Origin of the sequence: Streptomyces sp. M-16, assembly GCF_052114405.1 — a bacterium.
Lineage (GTDB): Bacteria > Actinomycetota > Actinomycetes > Streptomycetales > Streptomycetaceae > Streptomyces.
This window is the reverse complement of the sequence record NZ_JBFRER010000048.1, coordinates 1-21,663: the sequence shown is the minus strand read 5'-3', so window position 1 is coordinate 21,663 and position 21,663 is coordinate 1. Positions and strand designations below refer to the sequence as shown.

The following is a 21,663-nucleotide window of genomic DNA, read 5'->3' as shown; positions in this document are numbered from 1 at the left end:
GTCAGCCGAGCTCGTGCCGCAGGGCCTCCTGCCAGGCCCGCGTCAGTCCGGGCAGGTCCGTTCCCAGTGCGCCGTCCAGGGCGGTGGGCAGGGGCTGGTGGCCCGCGTCCCCGTAGAGCCGTACGAGCGCCGCCTCGCCCCACCGGTCGGCGACGAGCCGGCAGGCCAGCCAGGCGCCCTCGTAGGCCCACGCCATGGCCTCAGCGTCCCCGCCGAAGGCGAACGCGGCGTCGGACGGGAGCGCGGGCGGCAGCTCGCCGGCCCGCACGGCCCGGCCCAGCGCGGGCGCCGCCCCGGCCGGGGTGGCGGGGGTGCCCCGGTAGGCGACCCAGTCGGCGAAGCCCTCGGAGAGCCACTGCGGGGTCGAGGCGGAGGTGGCGGCGCGGGTCGCGACGTGGGTGACCTCGTGGGTCAGGACCACGCTCCGGCCGGCCGCGGTGAGCTCCGCGTACCCGGCGGGGTTGATCACGACCCGGTCGGCGGGGGCCGGCGTGGCGCCCACCCGGCCGGTGGTGACGGCGCCCATGCCCCGGTACGCGTCGGCGGGCCGGCCCAGCAGCGCGGCCATCGCGTCCAGGGAGGCGGGGACCAGCACCACGGCCCGCCGCGCCCAGTCGCGCGGCCAGGCCGCGCTCACGGCGGGCACCGCCCGGTCGGCCTCCCCGGCGATCCCGGTCAGCGTCGCCTGGTCCTGGCCCACGCCGAGCACCAGGGAGTGCTCGCCCCGGACCACCGCCACCGGACCCTGGTCCCACAGCTGGGGAGGGGCTCCGGGGGCGGGCCGGTCGGCGGTGACCCGCCAGGCGGCGCCCTCCCGCGTCAGCTCCACCTCGCGGGCCGACCCGGCGGGGGCGCCGTCGTAGCCGGTGAGCCGGTAGCGCRGCTCGGCCCGCACCAGGGCCCGTGCGCCGTCCGGCCGGACCGAGGTGACCTCGTAGGACCAGCCCTCCAGCGGGATCCCGGCGAGCCGCTCGGGCGGCCGGCGCGACCAGGCGGCGACGGCCTCCCGGATCCCGGCCTCCGCCGTGGTCCCGGCCGCCGCGGGGGTGCGGGCGGCCGGCCGCGCGCACCCGGCCACCGGCAGGCAGAGCAGCGGGCACAGCAGGAGCGGCAGCGCGCGCGGCAGCAGGCGCGGGGATCGGCGGACCGGAATCATCAGCCGATCGTACGCACGGTCCGCCTCAGGGGCGGGTCACCGCGGACACCGGCATCATCCCGACGGGGTCGTAGCGCACCCGCGCACCCGGATAGGGGGCGTGCACCACCTGGCCGTTGCCGACGTACATGGCGACGTGGCTGGCGTCGGAGCGGTAGGTCACCAGGTCCCCGGGCCGGGCCTGCGAGAGCGGCACCCGCCGGCCCGCGTACCGCTGTGCCTGCGAGGTCCGGGGCAGTGCGACGCCCGCCTGGCGGTACGACCACACCATCAGTCCGGAGCAGTCGAAGCCGGAGGGGCCGGTGGAGCCCCACACGTAGGGCTTGCCGACCGCCGCGCGGGCCGCCATCACGGCGGTCATCGCCCGGCCGGAGGGCCGGCCGCCGTCGTCGTCGAAGGACGGGTCCGGCAGCGCGTCGGCGCGGCCGCCCGAGCGCGAGGCCCGCTCGTAGTCGGCCCGCTCCGCCGAGGGCATCGCGTTGAGCAGCTGCCGGGCGGCGGCGAGCTTGGCCGTGACGGACCGCTTCTGGGTGGCCACCTCGGCGCGCAGGGCCTCCAGTTCGGCGAGCTTGCGGGAGGCCTCCTGGCGCTGCTGGGCGATCCGGCGCTGTTCCTCGCGCAGTTCGCCGAGCCGGTGGGCCTGGCGGCCGCTCAGCCGGTTGAGGACGGCGGACTTGTCGAGGTAGTCCCCGGGGTCGTCGGACAGCATCAGCTCGACGGTGGGATCGAGGCCGCCGGAGCGGTACTGGGCTCCGGCGAAGGCGCCGAGGACCCCGCGCATGGTGTTGATGCGGTCCTGGCCGCGGGCCACCGCGTCCTGGGCCCGGCTGATCTCGGCGCGCAGCCCGTCGGCCTTCTCACCGGCCGAGTTGAACTTCTCGGTGGCCTGCTCGGCCTCCTCGAAGAGCCGGTCGACCTGGGCGCGGGAACCGGTGGAGGGGTCGTGCGGGAGCCCGGGGGCCGCCTGCGCGGACGCGCCCGCCAGGGCCACCGCGGCGGTGGCCGCCGCGGCGGTGAAGACGGTGACCTTGATGCTCCGGTCCAGGCCGCTGAGCCCGGTCCGGCGATGGGACGCCACGTGGAACCGCTCCCTTGCGCTGCGCGGGACCGGGTCCGCCCCCCGTGGACGGCCGAGTGCCGGGTTCCGCGCTGGCAGACAGTAGCGGCGCCACCACGCGCCGACCAACGACCTGGGGCGGGCACACACGGTGACGCCCCACCGGAGACGCAGGTCACCGGCGGGGCGTGAGGTCAGGGCGGGTCCGCGCAATTCGCCCGGATGGGCGGTGTGCGGCGCGTCCCCCCGGACCCGGGGAGGACGGGATCAGCCGACGCGGACGCCGAACTGGAAGGGCATGTTCTTCATGGCCTCGTACCTGACACCGCTCCTGGGGTTGGCGGCGTGGAAGACCTGGCCGTTGCCCGCGTAGAGGCCGACGTGGTGCAGGTCGTCGTAGAAGAAGACCAGGTCTCCGGGCTGGAGCTGGCTCATGCCGATGCGCGTGCCGTCGTTGACCTGGGTGAAGGTGGTGCGGCTGATCTGGACGCCGGCCTGCGCGTACGCCCACTGGGCCAGGCTGGAGCAGTCCCAGTACGCCATGCCGGTGGAGCCCAGGTTGTACCCCTTGCCCTCCTGGGTCACCGCGGCGGCCAGGGCGGCCGCGGCCCGCCCGGAGCCCTTCACCGCACCGGGCTTGGCGCCCCCGTCGGCGGCCTTGGCGGCCTCCTCGCCCGCCTTGGCCTCCTCGTTCTTCAGCTGGCCGCGCTCCTCGGCGGTGAGCGAGTTGAGCTGGGCCTGGGCGGCGGCGAGCTTGTCCTGGGCGGTCTTCTTCTTCTCGGCCAGCTCCTTGCGGACGGCGTCGAGGTCGGCGAGCTTGCCGGAGGCCTCCTGGCGCTGCTGGGCGAGGATGCGCTGCTTGGCCTGGATCTTCGTTATCGCCTCGACCTGCTTGCCGCTCAACTGCTGGAGCGTGGAGGCCTTGTCGAGGTAGGTCTCCGGGTCGCCGGACAGCAGCAGCTCCACGGACTGGTCGAGGCCGCCGCCGCGGTACTGGGCGGTCGCCATCGAACCGAGGACGTTGCGCAGGCCGTTGAGCTCGTCCTGGCCGCGTGCGACCTGGTCCTGGAGCTGGGCGATCTCCTTCTCCAGCTTGTCCTGGCGGTCCTTGGCCGCGTTGGCCTTCTCGCCCGCCTGCTCGGACTCCTCGTAGAGGGCGTCGACCGTGGCCTTGACCTCGTCCTTGTTCGGCTTGTCCGGGGCGGCCATGGCCGACTGGGAGGAGAGGGCGACGGCCGCGGTGGCCAGTGCCGTGAGGACGCTCACGCGGGTGCGGGTCGGCGGCTTGGGTCGACGGTGGGACGCCACGAACGCGAGCTCCTTCAGACTGGAGCCACCGAAGAGGGTCACACTCGGCAGCGCACCTCCGCCCGCACCCCGAATGGATGAACGACCGCACGAAGGTTTGAACAGACCCTAGTGACCCGCCGGTGATGAGTTCAAATCCCCGTACGAAAAATTCCGCTTCCCGACCGGCTTCTTTACCGTCGGCGCACGCTGCGTACCGGCGAATTGACGGTGCGTCCCCCGCAGGCACCGCCAATTCCGGCATTGCACCCAGCAGTTACGAAAGGAACCAAAGGGGCATCGGCTACGAAACCCTCGACAGCCGCTTCAGCAGCAGCGCCGAGGTCACCGGCCGGGCCCCCGCCTTGGCGACGCCGTCGGCCACCTCGCGGTCCGTGGAGACCACGACCACCGGCCGGCCGGGCGGCTCGGCCCGCACCAGCTGGCGGATCAGCTCGTCGGCCGTCACCCCGGCCTTGGAGAACAGCACCCGCACCCCGCGCGGCGGCGCGAGCAGCACCGGGGCCGCCAGCTCCGCCCCGTCGAAGACGCAGGTCATCTCGGCGCCGGTCTGCGCGGCCAGCATCGACAGGCCGCCCAGCAGCCGCAGCCGCTGCTTCTCCAGCGGCATCGTCGGATAGCCGGTCTTGGTCACGTTGTAGCCGTCGACCACCAGATGCGCCTGGGGCAGCGCCAACAGCTGGTCCAGCAGCGCCGGATCGGTCTCCGACAGGGCCCGCGCCGCGATGTCCTTCGGGGTCATCCGGCCCGGCTCCACCGCGTCCACGGTGTCGGCCGGACGCGTCGAGACCGGCGGCAGCGCCAGCTCGCGGCGCAGGCCCGCCGCCGCGTCCAGCACGGTGTCCAGCAGCAGCCGGAGCCGCATGTCCTCGATGCTGCGCCCCTCGCGGGTGGCCCGCCGCGAGGTCTCCAGCGAGGACTCCACCTCCGCGAGCCGGGACTTCAGGCGCCGGGACTCGCTCTCGGCGACGGCCACCTGCGCGGCCGCCTCGGCACGGATCCCGTCGACCTCGGCGGTCACCTTGCGCAGGGCCGCCTCGCCCCTCTTCACATCGCTCAGGGCACTGCGCAGCTTGCGCTGAAGCGATTCCGCTTCCTTGCGCGCGAAGTCCAGTTCGGCCCTCACCTGGTCGCCCCCGGCGCGCTGGTGCTCCCGCGCCTGGGCCAGCTCCGCCCGCAGCCGCTCCAGCTCCCGGCGGGTCTCGTCATCGACCCGCTCGGCGTCGGCGCGCTGGGCCTCCTCGCCCGCGGCGGCCACCAGCTTGACCCATCCGGCCGGACGCAGCACGTACGCGGCGGCCGCCACGTCCAGCGGATCCGCCGCCGCGGGCGGGGCCCCGCCGTCCAGCGCCCCGGCCAGCTCCGGCTGCGCCTCGCGCAGCTTCTCCGCGACCCGGCTGCGGAAGACCCCGTCCGTCTCCACCGCGGCGGCCATGGCGTTGCCCGCGAACTTGGCGCGACGGGTCGGGGTGAACCGGGCGTACTGCCGCAGCTGCGCCGGGAGGTCCGCGACCGTCAGTCCGCCGAAGGCGTCCGAGACGAGCGCGACGACCCGGCGCCGCACGCCCTCCGGCAGCGGGCGGTCGAGCACCTCGGCGGCGTCGCCGGCCACGTCGGCCGTCTCAGCGCCGCTTGCTGGCTCCACAATCCGTCACCCCTACCGTGATCTACTGTGGGCCCGGCTCCCTCAGGAGTCCGCGCCCGGCCTGTCCACGAGCTCGATCTGGTCCACCGCGTTGCACCAGCGACAGCGGACCGACTCGATGGTCTCACTGACCACCTCGCGCTCCTCGACCTTGGGCTCCCCGGCCAGGTCCAGGTGGACGTACTCCACGACCTTCGACGAACGGGTGACGTCGAACCGCGTGAGGTTGCCGCACAACGTGCAGCGCCACCGGGTGGTGTCGGTCGGCAGGGGAACCGTCATCAGGTCGCTCTCTCCTTCATAACTCATTCAATTAAAGCCTTCCGCGGCAGTGCACGGACCGCGCACGTAACCCTACGGCCTGGCACCGCCCTCGGGCGGGTCCGTCTGCGTCATGCTCTGCTGCATGATCGTAAAGTGGCTGACGGTACGCGAGGCCGCCCGGGGCCCGGTGGTCACGTACGCACTGATCGCCGGCTGCTGCCTGGCCTTCCTGCTCGGCCCCGCCTCCGGCCTGAATCCGGCCTTCGGCACCGGCGACCGGCTGCTCACCACGGGGACGGCGTACTTCCGGCACTGGGGGGTGGTGCCCGACGAACTCTTCTCGGGGGCCGCGCRCCCGCTCCTCACCCCGCTGACCGCGCTGTTCGTCCACGGCAGCTGGCTCCACCTGCTCGGGAACATGCTCTTCCTGCACGTCTTCGGCGCGATGACGCAGGAGCGGATGGGCCGGGTGCCCTTCCTCGTCTTCTACGTCTGCACGGGGTACCTGGCGCTGGCGGCCTACGCGGCGGCCAACGCCTCCTCGGACCAGACCCTGGTCGGCGCGTCCGGCGCGATCTCGGCAGTCCTGGGGGCCTTCCTCTGCCTCTTCCCGAGGGCCCGGGTGACGAGCCTGTTCCCGTTCCTGCTCTTCCTGCCCCTGCGCTTCCCGGCCTGGATCGTGCTGATGTTCTGGTTCGTCCTCCAGTGGCTGGCCGCGCAACGCGCGGAGAGCGGGCCGGGGGTGGCCTACCTGGCGCACGTGGTGGGCTTCTCCGTGGGCTTCCTCTACGCATGGGCGCGTTATCGCCGTACCGGCAAGAGGCGCTCCGTCCTGGCGGAATGACCGGTCGCCCGACGCGGCGTGGGTGCGCACCGGCCGGTACCAGGAGCGCAGGTGACGATGACGGGGGCTTTGGTGACCCTACGGATCACGTCTTAAAGTGGGGCGACCAGTGACGGCCCACCTAGGGAGACAGCCAGCCATGATCACCGCGATCGTGCTCATCAAGACCAGCGTGGACCGCATTCCCGAGATCGCCGAGTCCATCGCCGCGCTGGACAGCGTCAGCGAGGTCTACTCCGTCACCGGTACGTACGACCTGATCGCGCTGGTCCGCGTCGCCCGCCACGAGAACCTGGCCGACATCATCCCCGGCCGCATCAGCAAGATCCCGGGGGTCGAGGCCACCGACACGCACGTGGCGTTCCGCACGTACTCCCAGCACGACCTGGAAGCGGCCTTCGCGATCGGCCTCGACGCGTAGCACCTGGCCGGCGGGGTCACAGGGGCCCGGTTTCCGCGCCCGGTACCGGCCCCCTCAGGCTCCGCCGAGCCCCGGCAGGCTCTCACCCGGCCGGGCCGGGCGGCCCTCGGCCAGCCAGAAGACGTAGCCGCGCAGCTGGTCCGCGAGACCGCCGTCGATGTGCGCGACGTACTCCCGGGCACCGCCGGCGGCCTCCCGCTCCTCCCCGCTCTCCGACAACGACCACCTCCGGTCCAGACGGACGGCCCATTCACGGACCCGGCCGCGCTCCCGCCACCACTCACGAACGAGCTCCGGGGTCCAGTGCCGGTCACCGTCACAGGCGTAGCCGTCCATCGGATCCTGTGCGGCGGCGCCCACAACCGCGAGCGTCTCCGCCACGTCCCGCGGCTGACGGTAGACGAACTCCGCGCCCCGCTCGTCCTCGTAGAGCACGTTCGCCGGGGCGATCAGCCGGCCCATCCAGCAGCTGTCGGTGCCGGCGCCGTAGAACGGCCCCGGCACGTTGCGCCAGTCGCGCTCACGCCACCGGTCGGAGCGGCGGTTCCACCATCCGCCGTACACCGGATCCGGCAGCCAGGTGCCCCCGTCCGGCGCGGGCAGCGGTCCGGTCTGGGCGGCGCGGGCAGCCGGCAGCGGGTCCCAGTAGGGCACGGTCCCCACCGGTTCAGACGGCCGGAACGCAGCGGCCCTCTTCGGTGCGGTACTGCCACTTGGCGCCGTCCGCGACCAGTTCCCCGACGGCCCGGACGAACCGCTCGACGTGCTCGTCGGGGGTGCCCGCGCCGAAGGAGACCCGGATCGCGTTGAGCGAGCGCTCCCCCGGCGCGGCCTCCGGGGCGCCGCACTCGCCCGGCTCCTGCGGCTCGCTGCCGAGGAGGGTGCGGACCAGCGGGTGGGCGCAGAAGAGGCCGTCGCGCACGCCGATCCCGTACTCGGCGGACAGCGCGGCCGCGAAGTGCGAGCTGTTCCAGCCGTCCACCACGAAGGAGATGACGCCGACGCGCGGGGCGTCGTCCCCGAAGAGGGAGAGCACGCGCACGGCGGGGACGCCGGCGAGGCCTTCGCGGACCTTGGCGATGAGGTGGTTCTCGCGGGCGACCAGGTTCTCGAACCCCGCGTCCTTCAGGGCGCGGCAGGCCGAGGCGATGGAGTAGACGCCGATGACGTTCGGGGAGCCGGCCTCGTGGCGGGCGGCGGTGGTGTGCCACTCGACGTCGACGCCGCCGTCCTCGCGGCGGGCCACCGTGCGGGAGGCGCCGCCGCCGGCCAGGTACGGCCGGGCGTCCTGGAGCCAGTCGGCGCGGCCGGCGAGGACGCCCGAGCCGAAGGGGGCGTAGAGCTTGTGGCCGGAGAAGGCGACCCAGTCCACGTCCAGCTCCCGGACGGACACGGGGTGGTGCGGTGCCAGCTGGGCGGCGTCCAGGACGATCCGCGCGCCATGGGCGTGCGCGGCGGCGGCGAGCTCCTTGACCGGCCACAGCTCACCGGTGACGTTGGAGGCACCGGTGACGCACACCAGGGCGGGGCCGTAGGGGTCGCGGTCGGCCAGGGCCCGCTCCAGGGCGGCGACGGCCTGGGCCGGGGTGCGCGGGGCGTTGAGGTAGGTCACCTGCGCGTCGCCCCAGGGCAGCAGCGAGGCGTGGTGCTCGGTCTCGAAGACGAAGACCTGGCAGTCGGCCGGCAGGACGGCGGCCAGCAGGTTCAGCGAATCGGTGGTCGACCGGGTGAAGACCACCTGGTCGCCGGGGCGGCAGTCCAGGAACTCCGCGACGGTGACGCGGCTCTGTTCGAACAGGTCGGTGGAGAGCTGCGAGAGGTACCCGGCCCCGCGGTGGACGCTGCCGTAGTACGGGGCGTACGCGGCCACGTCGTCCCAGACCCGCTGGAGGGCGGGGGCGCTGGCCGCGTAGTCGAGGGCGGCGTAGGTGACCTCGCCGCCGGTGACGAGCGGGACGGTGACATCGCGGCCGAGCACGGGCAGCGGCTGGGCACAGGCGGGGTCGACGGCGACGGCGACGTCGGTGGCGGCGGAGTTCAGGAATGCGGACATGGCGGTGTCTCCCGGCAGGCAGGGCTGAATGGCTTCGGTGTGCCCGTACGCGGGTACGGCGGGACGCGACGGCGCCGGCCGGCCACAGGGGTACGGGAAGGCCTCGGAAAGGACGTGGGGGTACGCCTCAACGACCCTGATCCGAGGGGTGAAGAAGGGGCGGAGTCGCCCTATCGCATTCGCTTGCTCACGGAAAAAGCTCCTCGAAGACCCAGGACCCCTGGTATCGAGGGATCCGCGCTTGCCGTAGACCTCGCTGCCTACGGCCTGGTCATCACCCGGGGCACCCCGCCACGGAAGGAGGGTTGCCGGACAGCAAGCCGGGGCCTAAACGCTGTCACTCGTGACCTGGTCAGCATCCTGCCACAAGATCCTCCACGCGCAAGACCCCGGTCCACGATGTGGACCGGGGTCTCCTTCTGAACGCCGTGCTCGCACCGCTCGGCCGCGGGCGGCCTCCCGGGCTTCGTCCGGCTGCGCCGGCCTCCGGCCGCCGGGAGGCGCCGCGCGGCCGCGGCTAGGCGTTGCTGGCGGCAGCCCAGCGCTCCAGGGCCGCGCGCGCCGCCCCCGAGTCGATCGACTCGGCCGCCCGCGCGATGCCGGCCGACAGCTGCTCCTCCAGGGACCCGCTGCCCGGGTCCAGCGCCACCAGGGCCGCCGCCGAGTTCAGCAGGACGGCCTCGCGCACGGGGCCCGTCTCGCCGGCCAGCAGCCGGCGGGCGACGTCCGCGTTGTAGGAGGCGTCCTCGCCGCGGAGCGCGGAGACGTCCACGATCTGGATCCCGATGTCACGCGGGTCGAACGTCTGCTCGGTGACCGCGCCGTCGCGGACCCACCACACCCGGGAGGTGGCCGTCGTGGTGAGTTCGTCCATGCCGTCGTCGCCCCGGAAGACCAGCGCCGAGGAGCCGCGCTCCGCGAGCACCCCGGCCACGATGGGGGCGACCCGGGCGTCGGCCACGCCCGTGGCCTGTGCGCGGACCTTCGCCGGGTTGGTCAGCGGGCCGAGGAAGTTGAAGGTGGTCCGGATGCCCAGCTCCTTGCGGGCCGCCGCCACGTGCCGCAGCGCGGGGTGGAACTTCACCGCGAAGCAGAAGGTGATGCCGGCCTCCTCGGCGACCTCCACCACCCGGGCCGGGGTGAGGTTGAGGTTGACGCCGAGCTTCTCCAGCACGTCCGAGGAGCCGCTCGCGGAGGACGCGGCCCGGTTGCCGTGCTTGACCACCTTCGCGCCGGTGCCGGCCACCACGAGCGCCGACATCGTCGAGATGTTGACGGTCTTGGCCCCGTCCCCGCCGGTGCCGACGATGTCCACCGTCCGGCCCGGCACCTCGATCAGATTGGCGTGATCGTACATGGCACGCACCATGCCGTTGATCTCCGCCACCGTCTCCCCCTTGGCCCGGAGCGCCACCATGAAACCGGCGATCTGCGCGTCCGTGGCCTCGCCCCGCATGATCCGGTCCATCGCCCAGGCGGTGTCGTCCGTGGTGAGGTTCCGGCCGGTCAGGAGGGCGTCGAGGAGGCCCGGCCAGCCACGGGCCGCCACGCTGTCGCCGCCTGCCGGGGTCACAACGTTCATGGTCCGCTCCTGCTGCTCGGAAAAGTTCCACGTCGAATGGGGAAGGATCTCAGCCTATCCAGCCCGCGAGACGGCGAAGAGCCCCGTCCAGACACTGGACGGGGCTCTCACCGTGGCGACACCAGGATTGGCCGAAACCGATCCCTCAAGCTGTCTTACCGGAGATCAGTGGTGGCCGTGGCCGCTCTGGATCTCCTTGTACTCCTCCACCGTGGGCTTCGGAATGTGGGTGTTCTCCCCGTAGAAGCCCTTGCTGAGCTTCGCGCGGAGCTTCTCGCCGGCTCCCACCTTGCGCTCGACGCCGTTCTCGTCGACCGTCGGGCCGATCTCGATCGGCTCGTACTGCGTGTGCGAGGTGAGGGTGTGCAGCTTGCCCTGCGAGAGCGGCTCGTGGACCTCGACGAACTCACCGTGCGGCAGGCGCTTGATGATGCCGGTCTCGCGACCGTGCAGCACCTTGTCGTGGTCCCGGCGCTGGAGGCCGAGGCAGATCCGCTTGGTGATCACGAAGGCGATGACCGGGCCCACGAAGAAGCCGATCCGCGCGAACCACGTGATCGAGTTGATCGACAGGTGGAAGTACTGCGCGAACATGTCGTTGCCACCGGCGATCAGCAGGATCACGTACCAGGTGAGCCAGGCGACACCGAACGCCGTACGGGTCGGGACGTTGCGCGGGCGGTCCAGGATGTGGTGCTCGCCCTTGTCCTTGGTGACCCAGGCCTCGATGAACGGGTACACCGCGATCGCGGCGAGGACCAGCGGGAAGATCACCAGCGGGACGAACACGCCCAGGACCAGCGTGTGGCCCCAGAGGTTGATCTCCCAGCCCGGCATGGCGCGGATGAGGCCCTCGGAGAAGCCCATGTACCAGTCGGGCTGCGCACCGGTGGACACGTGGTCCGGGCGGTACGGGCCGAGCGCCCAGATCGGGTTGATCGACGCCAGCGCCGCGATGGCCGCGATGACACCGAAGACCAGGAAGAAGAAGCCTCCGGCCTTGGCCATGTAGACCGGCAGCAGCGGCATGCCGACGACGTTGTTGTTCGTCTTGCCGGGACCCGCGAACTGCGTGTGCTTGTGGTAGAAGACCAGGATCAGGTGGGCCACCAGCAGGCCCATCATGATGCCGGGCAGCAGCAGGATGTGGATCGAGTAGAACCGTGCGACGAAGTCGCCGCCGGGGAACTCGCCGCCGAAGAGGAAGAACGACAGGTACGTGCCGACGACCGGCACGGACAGGATCGCGCCCTCCATGAAGCGGACACCGGTGCCCGAGAGCAGGTCGTCCGGCAGGGAGTAACCGGTGAAACCGGTGAACATGCCGAGGACCAGCAGCAGGAAGCCGAAGACCCAGTTGACCTCGCGCGGCTTGCGGAAGGCGCCCGTGAAGAACACGCGCATCATGTGCACGAGCATGGCCGCGACGAAGATCAGCGCCGCCCAGTGGTGGATCTGCCGGATGAGCAGACCGCCACGGACCTCGAAGCTGATGTTCAGGGTCGAGGCGAAGGCCTCGGACATCTGGACACCCTGCATCGGCACGTACGAGCCGTGGTACACGACCTCGTTCATGCTCGGGTGGAAGAACAGCGTCAGGTACACACCCGTGAGGATGATGATGATGAAGCTGTAGAGGCAGATCTCACCGAGCATGAAGGACCAGTGGTCCGGGAAGATCTTGCGCATGTTGGACTTGGCCAGGCTGTAGATGCCCAGGCGGCCGTCCGCCCAGTCCGCTACGCGCTCGCCGGCCGGCGCTTTGCGCGCCGCGTTGGATTCGGTGGCAGTGCTCATCCGCGCTCCCAGAAAGCAGGACCGACGGGCTCTTCGAAGTCGCCGTGCGCTTCGAGGAAGCCTTCGTCATTGACGCCGATCCGCAGCTGCGGAAGCGCGTGACCGGCCGGGCCGAAGATGACTCGGGCGCCGTCGGAGAGGTCGAAGGTGGACTGGTGGCACGGGCAGAGCACGTGGTGCGTCTGCTGCTCGTACAGGCTGATCGGGCAGCCGACGTGGGTGCAGATCTTGGAGTAGGCCACGATGCCCTCGTGGGACCACTCCAGCTCCTGCTTGTCCTTGATGTCCTCCGGCTTGATGCGGACGATCATCAGGGCGGCCTTGGCGATCTGCGTCTGGAAGTCGTGCTGCTCCTCCTCCAGGCCTTCCGGCCGGGCGAAGGTCAGCGACCCGACGAGCACGTCCTCGGGACGCAGCGGCTCGTTCGTGTTGTCGTTGATCAGCAGCTTGCCCTTGGCCCACACGGTCTTGCGCAGCTTGACCTCGGGCAGCGGGCCCAGGTCGCGCAGCAGCATGACGCCGGCGAGCGGCACCATGGCCATCGCGCCGATCAGGGTGTTGCGGATCAGCGGGCGGCGGCCGATGCCGGACTCGTTCGCGCCGTCGGCGAAGTCCTGCAGGACCTTCGCCTTGACCTCGGCCGGGGCCGCGATCTCGTGGCGGTCGTCGGCGACCTCGACATCGGACATCAGGGTGCGGGCCCAGTGGACCGCGCCCGCGCCGATGCAGAAGAGCGCCGTGCCCAGGGTCAGACCGAGCGCGAAGTTCAGCGCGCTCACCTTCCCGATCGGGAAGATGAAGACGATCTTGTCGACCGGGAGGGTCACGTACGCGACGATGAAGCCGATCGTGGCCAGCATCGACAGCGTGAACAGCATCGCGACCGTACGCTCGGACCGCTTGGCGGCCCGCTCGTCGATGTCCTGGATGCGCGGCTTGTGGACCGGAAGGCCCGGGTCGGCGAACGGATCGTCCGCGACCGCTACGCCACCGTGGTGCGCGTCGCCCTGCTCGCTCGGCAGGTGCTTCTCTTCGGGAATGTCTTGGCTACTCATGACTTCTTGGCCTTAGCGGTGTGGGCCGCGACCCAGACGGCGACAGCGATCAGCGCACCCAGACCGAAGATCCAGCCGAACAGACCCTCGGAGACGGGGCCGAGGCCGCCGAGCTTGAGGCCACCGGGGCTGGTCGACTTCTCGCCGTTGACGTTCTGGAGGTACGCGATGATGTCCTTCTTCTGCTTCTCCGGCATGGTGCTGTCGGGGAAGGAGGGCATGTTCTGCGGGCCGGTGAGCATGGCCTCGTAGATGTGCTTCGGCTCGACGCCGTCCAGGTTCGGGGCGTACTTGCCGAGCGTCAGGGCGCCGCCCTCGCCGGTGAAGTTGTGGCACTGCGCGCAGTTGTTGCGGAAGAGCACACCACCGTTGGCGATGTCGGCACCGGCCGGGTCGTACTGCTTCTCGGTGGGCACGATCGGGCCGGCACCGAGCGACGCGACGTACGCGGCGAGCTGGTCGATCTGGGCCTGGGAGTAGATGACCGGCTTCCTCGGCACCTGGGCGCCGGGCTGCTGGGCGGGCATGCGGCCCGTGCTCACCTGGAAGTCGACGGCCGCGGAGCCGACGCCGACCAGGCTGGGGCCGTCAGTGGAACCCTGACCGCCGGTTCCGTGGCAGCTTGCGCAACCCACGGCGTAGAGCTTCTTGCCCTCCTCGATGGCGAGGGACTGGGCGGTTTCATCGGCCTGCGCCTTGCCCGCGGGCGCGAAGGCGGCGTACAGCCCCCCCGTGACCGCCAGCGCGAAGAGTAGAACGACGACCGCCGCCAGCGGATGGCGTCGTCGTGCGGAGAGCTTTTTCACGGATTACCCCGGTGTCAGGATCTTCTGCGTCGGTGTTTCTGGATGGAGTGCCGGGCGGTGCCCGGCGACGTGTTCGCTACTTGATCAGGTAGATCGTGGCGAAGAGGCCGATCCAGACGACATCGACGAAGTGCCAGTAGTAGGACACGACGATGGCCGACGTGGCCTGTTCGTGGGTGAACCTCTTGGCCGCGTACGTCCGGCCGAGGACCAGCAGGAAGGCGATGAGACCGCCCGTCACGTGCAGACCGTGGAAGCCGGTGGTCAGGTAGAAGACCGAGCCGTACGGGCCTGACGAGAGAGACAAGCCCTCGTGCTTGACCAGCTCGGTGTACTCGAACACCTGGCCGCCAATGAAGATCGCACCCATGACGAACGTGATGATGAACCACGTCCGGAGCTTCTTCACGTCACCGCGCTCGGCGGCGAATACGCCGAGCTGGCAGGTGAGCGAGGAGAGCACCAGGATCGTTGTGTTCGTCGCCGAGAAGGGCAGATTCAAGGCCGAAGCCTGTTCTGTCCAGTACTCGGAGCCTGTCACGGATCGCAGGGTGAAGTACATCGCGAAGAGGGCCGCGAAGAACATCAGCTCGGAACTCAACCAGATGATGGTTCCGACGCTGACGAGGTTCGGCCGGTTGACCGTCGGGTGCGCGTGCCCGGTATCTACTGTCGTTGCTGTCGCCACGACCGACATTATGTCGGTCGCTTATCCCGCCCTCACCCCGGGGGGTGCCGTTCGGAGTGTCAGGGGCGTGTGCAAGGCCCGAACGGCCCATCAGATCCCCCTCCCGGCCTCTTGCGCGAGGCTGCCGGAACCGATGTTGACGACCGGTCGGACGGAGTAGCATCCCGCGCAACATCAACGTGATTCACGTGACACGTGGAGGAACGAAATGCGGGCGACTGCGCGGGTTCTGGTGTACAGCGACGACGCGGGCACCCGGGAGCAGGTGCGGCTGGCGGCCGGGCGCAGGCCGGCGGCCGACCTGCCGCCGGTGGAGTTCCTGGAGTGCGCGACGCTTCCGGCGGTCCTCAAGGAGCTGGACGCGGGCGGCATCGACGCCTGTGTGCTGGACGGGGAGGCCGTCCCCGCCGGGGGCATGGGTGTGTGCCGGCAGATCAAGGACGAGATCTTCCGGTGTCCCCCGGTGCTGCTGCTGATGGGGCGCCCCCAGGACGCGTGGCTGGCCACCTGGAGCCGCGCGGACGCCGCCGTCACCCTTCCGGTGGACCCGGTCGAGTTCCCGGAGGCCCTGGCGGGCGTGTTGCGGACCCGGCTGGGCTCCAGCGCCGCCTGAGCCGTTCTCCGGCCGGCTTCGCCTCCGGGGCCGCCCACGTCGGCTCCGGGCGGGCGGGCGTCCTCGGAAACCGCTCGTCCCTCGCGATGCCCTCCGGGCGCCCGCCCGCCTTCGCCGACGCGGCCCCTGCGGCCCGGCCGGCCGCGGGGCTCAGACCTGGGGCCTGAGGCGGGCTTGGTCCATGGGGTTGCGGCCTTCCTGGGTGCCCTTCAGGAGGGCGCTTCCCTCGCGCCAGTCCTTCCAGTCCATGTTCCAGTCGCCGTAGCCGTTCCCGAAGGTGTCCATGTCCTCGCCGATGCTGTTGATCACACGGACGATGTCGCCCTCGGTGATGTTCTCGTAGAACCAGGCGGCGTTGCCGGTGCTCATGCCGGTGCACCCGTGGCTGACGTTCTCGTAGCCCTGGGAGCCGACCGACCACGGCGCGGCGTGGACGTACTCGCCGCTCCACGTCACGCGGGTGGCGTAGTAGACGGGCAGGTTGTAGTACTCGCTGCCGCCGATGCCGACGGTGTCGCCGCGCATCTGGACGAAGTACTGCTTGCCCAGCACCACCTTGACCCCGTTGCGGGTGGAGAAGCCGGGCTTTCCGGTGGTCACCGGAATGGTGTTGATCACTTCTCCGTTGCGCTTGAACGTGAGGTAGTGCGAGGAGGCGTCCGTGGTGACCTCCACCCGGTCCCCGATCTCCAGCTTCAGCGGCTTGGAGGCGGCTCCGTGGAGCTCGTCGGAGATCCTGACGCCCTCCAGGTTGCTCTGCACGGAGACGGTGGAGTGGGCGGGCCAGTAGTCCTTCGGGCGGTAGTGCAGGTTCTTGTCGTCCACCCAGTACCAGGCGCCCTCGACGTTGTCGGGCGTGTCGACGACCAGGGCCCGTTCGATGATGGCGCGGGCGGCCTTGTCCTTGACCGGCTCGTTGAGTTCGGCCGTGATGGGCTGTCCGACGCCGTACTTGCCCTCGTCCGGGCCGAATTCGACCTTGAGGACCTTCTTGGCCGGGGTGGTGTCGAAAGCCAGCGTGCGCTGCCCTGGAGCGCCGCGTTCGTCCTCCGTGCTCACGGTGACCGTGTAGCGCACGCCCGCGGCCATGGGGACGGTGCTGTGCCAGCGGTCGCCCTTGGCGGAGAGTTCACCCGCCAGCCGCCGTCCGTGGGTGTCCACGGCCATCACGTCGGTGATGCGCGCGGTCGTGCCCTTGACGGTGACTTCGAGCGGCTTGTCGGGGTCGGCGGGGCGTCCGCCGGTGGCCTGGTTGAAGGCGACGTGCTCGCCCGCGTCGTACGGGCGGACAGACAGCGGGTTCTTCTCGCCGGACCCGCATGCGGTGGCGCCGGCCCCGAGGGACGCGACCAGCAGGGAGCAGCTGAGTACCGTCCAAAGACGCGGTGAGTGGTTCATGGAGCCAACGCTATGAAGATATGACAAATACGGCGCGCGGGGTGACTGCAAACGAGGGGCCCGGACTCCTCCGAAAAGGTGTCCGGGCCCCTCAGGTCCTGCTGTACGGCCGCGAACTACTGGTTCGCGTTCTCACCGCGGTAGTACTCGTACACCCAGCCCCACAGGCCGATCAGGATCAGCGGCGCCGAGAAGTACATCAGCCACCAGCCGAAGATGACGCCCATGAAGGCGAAGGCGCCACCGACGGCCAGCGAGAGCGGCTGCCAGCTGTGCGGGGAGAAGAACCCCAGCTCGCCCGCCTCGTCGGCGACCTCGGCCTCCAGGTTGTCCTGGGCCATCTCGTCCACGCGCTTGGCCGTGAAGGCCAGGTAGTAGCCGATCATGGCGCTCAGGCCGAAGGCCAGCGCGAGAGCGGTGGTTCCGACCGGCTCCTTCGACCAGACGCCGTACACGACGGTCATGATCAGGATGAAGGCGGCGAGCCAGAGGAACATCTTGCCCTGGATCTTCACTTGCCGGCCTCCTTGCCACCGGTGACGGCCTTGGTGCCGGCGCTGTGGTCCTCAAGGTGGTCGAGGGCCGCGATCTCCGGGTGGTGCAGGTCGAACGCCGGGGATTCGGAACGGATCCGCGGCAGGGTGAGGAAGTTGTGCCGCGGCGGCGGGCAGGAGGTCGCCCACTCCAGCGAACGGCCGTAGCCCCACGGGTCGTCGACCTCGATCTTCTTCCCGTACTTCGCCGTCTTCCAGACGTTGTACATGAAGGGCAGCATCGACAGGCCGAGCAGGAACGAGCTGATCGTGGAGATCGTGTTCAGCGTCGTGAAGCCGTCGGCGGCGAGGTAGTCCGCGTAACGACGCGGCATGCCCTCGACACCCAGCCAGTGCTGGACCAGGAAGGTGCCGTGGAAGCCGACGAACAGCGTCCAGAAGGTGATCTTGCCGAGGCGCTCGTCCAGCATCTTGCCCGTGAACTTCGGCCACCAGAAGTGGAAGCCGGAGAACATCGCGAAGACCACGGTGCCGAAGATGACGTAGTGGAAGTGCGCGACGACGAAGTACGAGTCGGAGACGTGGAAGTCCATCGGGGGCGAAGCCAGGATGACACCGGTCAGACCACCGAAGGTGAAGGTGATCAGGAAGCCGATGGCCCAGAGCATCGGSGTCTCGAAGGWSAGCGAGCCMYKCCACATSGTKCCGATCCAGTTGAAGAACTTCACACCGGTCGGTACCGCGATCAGGAAGGTCATGAACGAGAAGAACGGCAGGAGCACGCCGCCGGTCACGTACATGTGGTGGGCCCACACGGTCACCGAGAGGCCGGCGATCGAGATCGTCGCCGCGATCAGACCGATGTAACCGAACATCGGCTTGCGGGAGAAGACCGGGATGACCTCGGAAATGATTCCGAAGAACGGTAGCGCGATGATGTACACCTCTGGGTGTCCGAAGAACCAGAAGAGGTGTTGCCACAGCAAGGCGCCGCCGTTGGCCGCGTCGAACACGTGCGCACCGAACTTGCGGTCGGCCTCCAGCGCGAACAGCGCGGCGGCCAGCACCGGGAAGGCGAGCAGGACCAGGACACCGGTCAGCAGCACGTTCCAGGTGAAGATCGGCATGCGGAACATCGTCATGCCGGGAGCGCGCATGCAGATGATCGTGGTGATGAAGTTGACCGAGCCGAGGATCGTACCGAAGCCCGAGAAGGCCAGACCCATGATCCACATGTCGGCGCCGATGCCCGGCGAGCGGACGGCGTCCGACAGCGGGGAGTAGGCGAACCAGCCGAAGTCGGCCGCACCCGAGGGGGTGACGAAGCCGGCCACCGCGATGGACGAGCCGAAGAGGTACAGCCAGTACGCGAACATGTTCAGCCGCGGGAACGCCACGTCGGGCGCGCCGATCTGCAGCGGCATGATCCAGTTCGCGAAACCGGCGAACAGCGGGGTGGCGAACATCAGCAGCATGATCGTGCCATGCATGGTGAAGGCCTGGTTGAACTGTTCGTTCGACATGATCTGCGTGCCCGGACGGGCCAGCTCGGCGCGCATGAAGAGCGCCATGATCCCGCCGATGATGAAGAACACGAACGACGTGACCAGGTACATCGTGCCGATGGTCTTGTGGTCGGTCGTGGTCAGCCACTTCACGACCACGTTGCCCGGCTGCTTGCGCCGCACCGGCAGCTCGTTCTCATACGAGTCGGCGGCGGCACCCTGGGATTCGTTGAGGATGCTCACAGTTTGTTCACTTCCGCATTCCGGGCCGGGTCAGTCTGCTTGATGCCGGCCGGGAGGAAGCCGGTCTGCCCCTTCTCCGCCAGCAGCTTCAGGTGCGCCCGGTACTCCTCCGGCGAGACGACCTTCACGTTGAAGAGCATCCGGGAGTGGTCGACACCGCAGAGCTCGGCACACTTGCCCATGAAGGTGCCCTCCTGCGACGGGGTGACCTCGAAGACGTTCGTGTGGCCGGGGATGACGTCCTGCTTGAACAGGAAGGGCACCACCCAGAAGGAGTGGATGACGTCGTTCGACGACAGGATGAAGCGGACCTTCTCGCCCTTGGGGAGGTAGAGGGTCGGCCCCGGGTTGTTGGTTTCCGGGTTCCGGTCGCCGGGGACGCCCTTCTCGTAGACGCCTTCGGCGCCCGCGGGGAAGTCCTTGGTGAAGCGGTCCGGAATGGTGGCGATCTCCTTGGGGACCTCGCCCGCCTTCGGGGTGGCCGCATCGCCGTCGACGTTCTCGACGTAGTTGAAGCCCCAGCTCCACTGGAAGCCGACCACGTTGATCGTGTGGGCCGGCTTGGTGAGGGCGAGCAGCTTCGACTCGTCACGCGCGGTGAAGTAGAAGAGCACCGAGACGATGATGAGCGGGACCACGGTGTACAGCGCCTCGATGGGCATGTTGTACCGGGTCTGCGCAGGGACCTCGATCTTCGTCCGGCTGCGCCGGTGGAAGATGACGCTCCAGATGATCAGGCCCCACACCAGGATGCCCGTGATGAGAGCAGCTGCCCACGACCCCTGCCACAGGGACAGGATGCGAGGCGCCTCCTCCGTGACCGGATAGGGCATTCCGAGGCGGGGGAAGTCTTGCCAGTTGTACGAGCAACCAGTGGCGGTCGCCAGGACCACGCCCGCAGTCAGCGCCTGCAGCAGCTTCCGCCGCATCGGGCGCCGCGGCGAGCGGTCGGAGCCGTAGGGACTCACGTAGCGCCTTCCCGAGAGTCTCGGCCCGCGCGGCCGGCCGCGGCCGTGTTCGGGTCGGTCGCCGGCCCTGACGCAGGCAGGGGTTTGGATGTTTATGCGGACCAAACCCTACTGGACGCTATTTGGGGTCGCGCGGGGAGGGTGCCCAACGCGCCGCTACTGCCCCCGAAGGGATGGATCCGCCGTACGGGGGACGGGCCATCCGGCCCTGAATGGCGGGCTCCGGACGACATCTGACGGCCCCTGACCCCGGCCGTCCGCGGCCTCCGGTTAGCGTGGCCGGATGCCCTACTTCGACACCGCCTCCGCCGCCCCGCTGCACCCCGTGGCCCGTCAGGCGCTGCAGGCCGCCCTCGACGAGGGCTGGGCGGACCCGGCCCGACTGTACCGGGAGGGGCGGCGCGCCCGGCTGCTGCTGGACGCGGCGCGGGAGGCGGCGGCCGATGCCGTGGGATGCCGGGCCGACGAGCTCGTGTTCACTCCATCGGGGACGCACGCGGTTCACACGGGGGTGGCGGGGGCCCTGGCGGGACGCCGACGCGTCGGCGGGCATCTGGTCGTATCGGCGGTCGAACACAGTTCTGTACTGCACGCGGCGGACGCGCACGCGGCCGCCGGGGGCACGGTGACGGAGGTTCCGGTCGACCGGCTGGGCGCCGCCTCGCCCGACGGGTACGCGGCCGCCCTCGGCTCCGGCACCGCTCTGGCCTGCCTCCAGTCGGCCAACCACGAGGTGGGCACGGTCCAGCCGGTGGCGGAGGTCGCCGAGGTCTGCGCGGCCGCCGGGGTGCCGCTGCTCGTGGACGCGGCGCAGTCCCTGGGGTGGGGCCGGGTGGACGGTGCCTGGTCGCTCCTCACGGCGAGCGCCCACAAGTGGGGCGGGCCGCCCGGGGTCGGGCTGCTCGCCGTCCGCAAGGGGGTCCGCTTCGCACCGCAAGGCCCCGCAGACGAAAGGGAGTCGGGCCGCTCCCCCGGCTTCGCCAACCTCCCCGCGATCGTCGCGGCGGCCGCCTCCCTGCGGGCGGTACGGGCCGAGGCCGAAGCGGAGGCGGCCCGGCTGCGGGTGCTGGTCGACCGGATCCGGCGCCGGGTGGCCCGGCTGGTGCCGGACGTGGAGGTGGTGGGCGACGCCGAGCGCCGGCTCCCGCACCTGGTGACCTTCTCCTGCCTGTACGTGGACGGCGAGACCCTGCTCCACGAGCTGGACCGCGCCGGGTACTCGGTCTCCTCCGGGTCCTCCTGCACCAGCTCCACCCTGACCCCCAGTCACGTGCTGCGGGCGATGGGAGTGCTGTCGGAGGGAAACGTACGGGTGTCCCTGCCGATGGGGACCTCGGCGGACGAGGTCAACGGTTTCCTGGAGGTGCTGCCGGGGGCGGTGGCCGGGATCCGCGAGAAGCTGGGCGTGGGCGAACCGGCGTCCGTCGCCCCGGTGGCGGAATCCCTGGAACTCGACGCCCTCGGCCTGCGCTGCCCGCAGCCGGTGATCGAGCTCGCCCGCGCCATCGGGCGGGTTCCGGTGGGGGGCACCGTCACCGTCCTGTCGGACGACGAGGTGGCCCGGCTGGACATCCCGGCGTGGTGCGCGATGCGGGGGCACGTCTACGTGGGGGAATCCCCGCGCCCCACGGGCACGGCCTACACGGTCCGCCGCACGCTCTGACCGCCGGCGGGTCCGCGCCGGGCGGCTGCCCCTGCCCTGGCCGGGCGAGGCCGGGGGGCCGGGCCGGGGCCGGGTGAGGCCGGGGGGCCGGGCCGGGGCCGGG

20 protein-coding genes and 1 riboswitch are annotated in these 21,663 nt (G+C 70.6%); of the genes, 4 read left to right on the top strand and 16 right to left on the bottom strand.

Annotated features, from left to right (window positions below; translation table 11 throughout):
* Position 1 precedes the first annotated feature (1 nt).
* The 5 genes from AB4039_RS22175 to AB4039_RS22155 form a co-directional block, all read right to left on the bottom strand.
* Complete coding sequence (locus AB4039_RS22175) at positions 2 to 1,156, bottom strand: hypothetical protein (RefSeq protein WP_442271623.1); 1,155 nt, start codon at positions 1,154 to 1,156, stop codon at positions 2 to 4.
* Positions 1,157 to 1,181: 25 nt separating this feature from the next.
* On the bottom strand, positions 1,182 to 2,234 hold the full coding sequence (locus AB4039_RS22170) for an NlpC/P60 family protein (protein ID WP_266838622.1): 1,053 nt from the start codon (positions 2,232 to 2,234) through the stop codon (positions 1,182 to 1,184).
* 246 nt (positions 2,235 to 2,480) lie between these two features.
* Positions 2,481 to 3,521 (bottom strand): C40 family peptidase, encoded by a 1,041-nt coding sequence (locus AB4039_RS22165; protein ID WP_266841584.1) that lies wholly within the window; start codon positions 3,519 to 3,521, stop codon positions 2,481 to 2,483.
* A gap of 283 nt (positions 3,522 to 3,804) precedes the next feature.
* Entirely contained in the window at positions 3,805 to 5,169 is a 1,365-nt protein-coding gene (locus AB4039_RS22160; protein WP_266841585.1) for an NYN domain-containing protein, read from the bottom strand.
* Between the two features lie 39 nt (positions 5,170 to 5,208).
* The gene (locus AB4039_RS22155; protein ID WP_249771655.1) at positions 5,209 to 5,448 is read right to left on the bottom strand and encodes a hypothetical protein; all 240 of its coding nucleotides are present in this window, start codon (positions 5,446 to 5,448) and stop codon (positions 5,209 to 5,211) included.
* 124 nt (positions 5,449 to 5,572) lie between these two features.
* Here AB4039_RS22155 and AB4039_RS22150 point away from each other — a divergent pair, with 124 nt between their 5' ends.
* Complete coding sequence (locus tag AB4039_RS22150) at positions 5,573 to 6,274, top strand: rhomboid family intramembrane serine protease (RefSeq protein WP_442271622.1); 702 nt, start codon at positions 5,573 to 5,575, stop codon at positions 6,272 to 6,274.
* 139 nt (positions 6,275 to 6,413) lie between these two features.
* Entirely contained in the window at positions 6,414 to 6,695 is a 282-nt protein-coding gene (locus AB4039_RS22145) for an Lrp/AsnC family transcriptional regulator (protein WP_008738815.1), read from the top strand.
* A 54-nt stretch (positions 6,696 to 6,749) separates the two neighbouring features.
* Here AB4039_RS22145 and AB4039_RS22140 read toward each other — a convergent pair whose 3' ends face one another.
* From AB4039_RS22140 to ctaE, 7 genes are all read right to left on the bottom strand, one after another.
* On the bottom strand, positions 6,750 to 7,358 hold the full coding sequence (locus tag AB4039_RS22140) for a ferredoxin (protein WP_442271621.1): 609 nt from the start codon (positions 7,356 to 7,358) through the stop codon (positions 6,750 to 6,752).
* Between the two features lie 4 nt (positions 7,359 to 7,362).
* The gene (locus AB4039_RS22135; RefSeq protein WP_442271620.1) at positions 7,363 to 8,748 is read right to left on the bottom strand and encodes an aminotransferase class V-fold PLP-dependent enzyme; all 1,386 of its coding nucleotides are present in this window, start codon (positions 8,746 to 8,748) and stop codon (positions 7,363 to 7,365) included.
* Positions 8,749 to 8,980: 232 nt separating this feature from the next.
* Positions 8,981 to 9,097: riboswitch (SAM riboswitch) on the bottom strand.
* Between the two features lie 168 nt (positions 9,098 to 9,265).
* On the bottom strand, positions 9,266 to 10,330 hold the full coding sequence (trpD, locus tag AB4039_RS22130) for an anthranilate phosphoribosyltransferase (RefSeq protein ID WP_266838626.1): 1,065 nt from the start codon (positions 10,328 to 10,330) through the stop codon (positions 9,266 to 9,268).
* Between the two features lie 165 nt (positions 10,331 to 10,495).
* A complete protein-coding gene (qcrB, locus tag AB4039_RS22125; RefSeq protein ID WP_266838627.1) occupies positions 10,496 to 12,127 on the bottom strand; it encodes a cytochrome bc1 complex cytochrome b subunit in 1,632 nt (543 codons plus the stop codon).
* Positions 12,124 to 13,182 carry a cytochrome bc1 complex Rieske iron-sulfur subunit gene (qcrA, locus tag AB4039_RS22120; RefSeq protein WP_266838628.1) on the bottom strand — a complete coding sequence of 353 codons (1,059 nt, stop codon included), beginning with the start codon at positions 13,180 to 13,182 and terminating at the stop codon, positions 12,124 to 12,126. The genes qcrB and qcrA overlap by 4 nt, the downstream gene beginning before the upstream one ends.
* The gene (qcrC, locus tag AB4039_RS22115; RefSeq protein ID WP_266838629.1) at positions 13,179 to 13,988 is read right to left on the bottom strand and encodes a cytochrome bc1 complex diheme cytochrome c subunit; all 810 of its coding nucleotides are present in this window, start codon (positions 13,986 to 13,988) and stop codon (positions 13,179 to 13,181) included. The genes qcrA and qcrC overlap by 4 nt, the downstream gene beginning before the upstream one ends.
* A gap of 76 nt (positions 13,989 to 14,064) precedes the next feature.
* Positions 14,065 to 14,685 (bottom strand): aa3-type cytochrome oxidase subunit III, encoded by a 621-nt coding sequence (gene ctaE / locus AB4039_RS22110; RefSeq protein ID WP_266838630.1) that lies wholly within the window; start codon positions 14,683 to 14,685, stop codon positions 14,065 to 14,067.
* Positions 14,686 to 14,884: 199 nt separating this feature from the next.
* Between ctaE and AB4039_RS22105 the strand changes: the two genes are divergently transcribed.
* Positions 14,885 to 15,289 carry a hypothetical protein gene (locus AB4039_RS22105; protein WP_266838631.1) on the top strand — a complete coding sequence of 135 codons (405 nt, stop codon included), beginning with the start codon at positions 14,885 to 14,887 and terminating at the stop codon, positions 15,287 to 15,289.
* A gap of 150 nt (positions 15,290 to 15,439) precedes the next feature.
* Here AB4039_RS22105 and AB4039_RS22100 read toward each other — a convergent pair whose 3' ends face one another.
* From AB4039_RS22100 to ctaC, 4 genes are all read right to left on the bottom strand, one after another.
* The gene (locus AB4039_RS22100; RefSeq protein WP_266838632.1) at positions 15,440 to 16,687 is read right to left on the bottom strand and encodes a L,D-transpeptidase family protein; all 1,248 of its coding nucleotides are present in this window, start codon (positions 16,685 to 16,687) and stop codon (positions 15,440 to 15,442) included.
* Positions 16,688 to 16,803: 116 nt separating this feature from the next.
* The gene (locus AB4039_RS22095; protein WP_030233183.1) at positions 16,804 to 17,202 is read right to left on the bottom strand and encodes a cytochrome c oxidase subunit 4; all 399 of its coding nucleotides are present in this window, start codon (positions 17,200 to 17,202) and stop codon (positions 16,804 to 16,806) included.
* On the bottom strand, positions 17,199 to 18,929 hold the full coding sequence (gene ctaD, locus AB4039_RS22090; protein ID WP_442271619.1) for an aa3-type cytochrome oxidase subunit I: 1,731 nt from the start codon (positions 18,927 to 18,929) through the stop codon (positions 17,199 to 17,201). Before ctaD ends, AB4039_RS22095 begins: the two co-directional genes overlap by 4 nt.
* Positions 18,926 to 19,897, bottom strand: a complete 972-nt coding sequence (gene ctaC, locus AB4039_RS22085) for an aa3-type cytochrome oxidase subunit II (RefSeq protein ID WP_266838633.1) — start codon at positions 19,895 to 19,897, stop codon at positions 18,926 to 18,928. Before ctaC ends, ctaD begins: the two co-directional genes overlap by 4 nt.
* Positions 19,898 to 20,180: 283 nt before the next feature.
* Here ctaC and AB4039_RS22080 point away from each other — a divergent pair, with 283 nt between their 5' ends.
* The gene (locus AB4039_RS22080; protein WP_266838634.1) at positions 20,181 to 21,560 is read left to right on the top strand and encodes a cysteine desulfurase/sulfurtransferase TusA family protein; all 1,380 of its coding nucleotides are present in this window, start codon (positions 20,181 to 20,183) and stop codon (positions 21,558 to 21,560) included.
* The last annotated feature ends 103 nt before the right edge of the window (positions 21,561 to 21,663 follow it).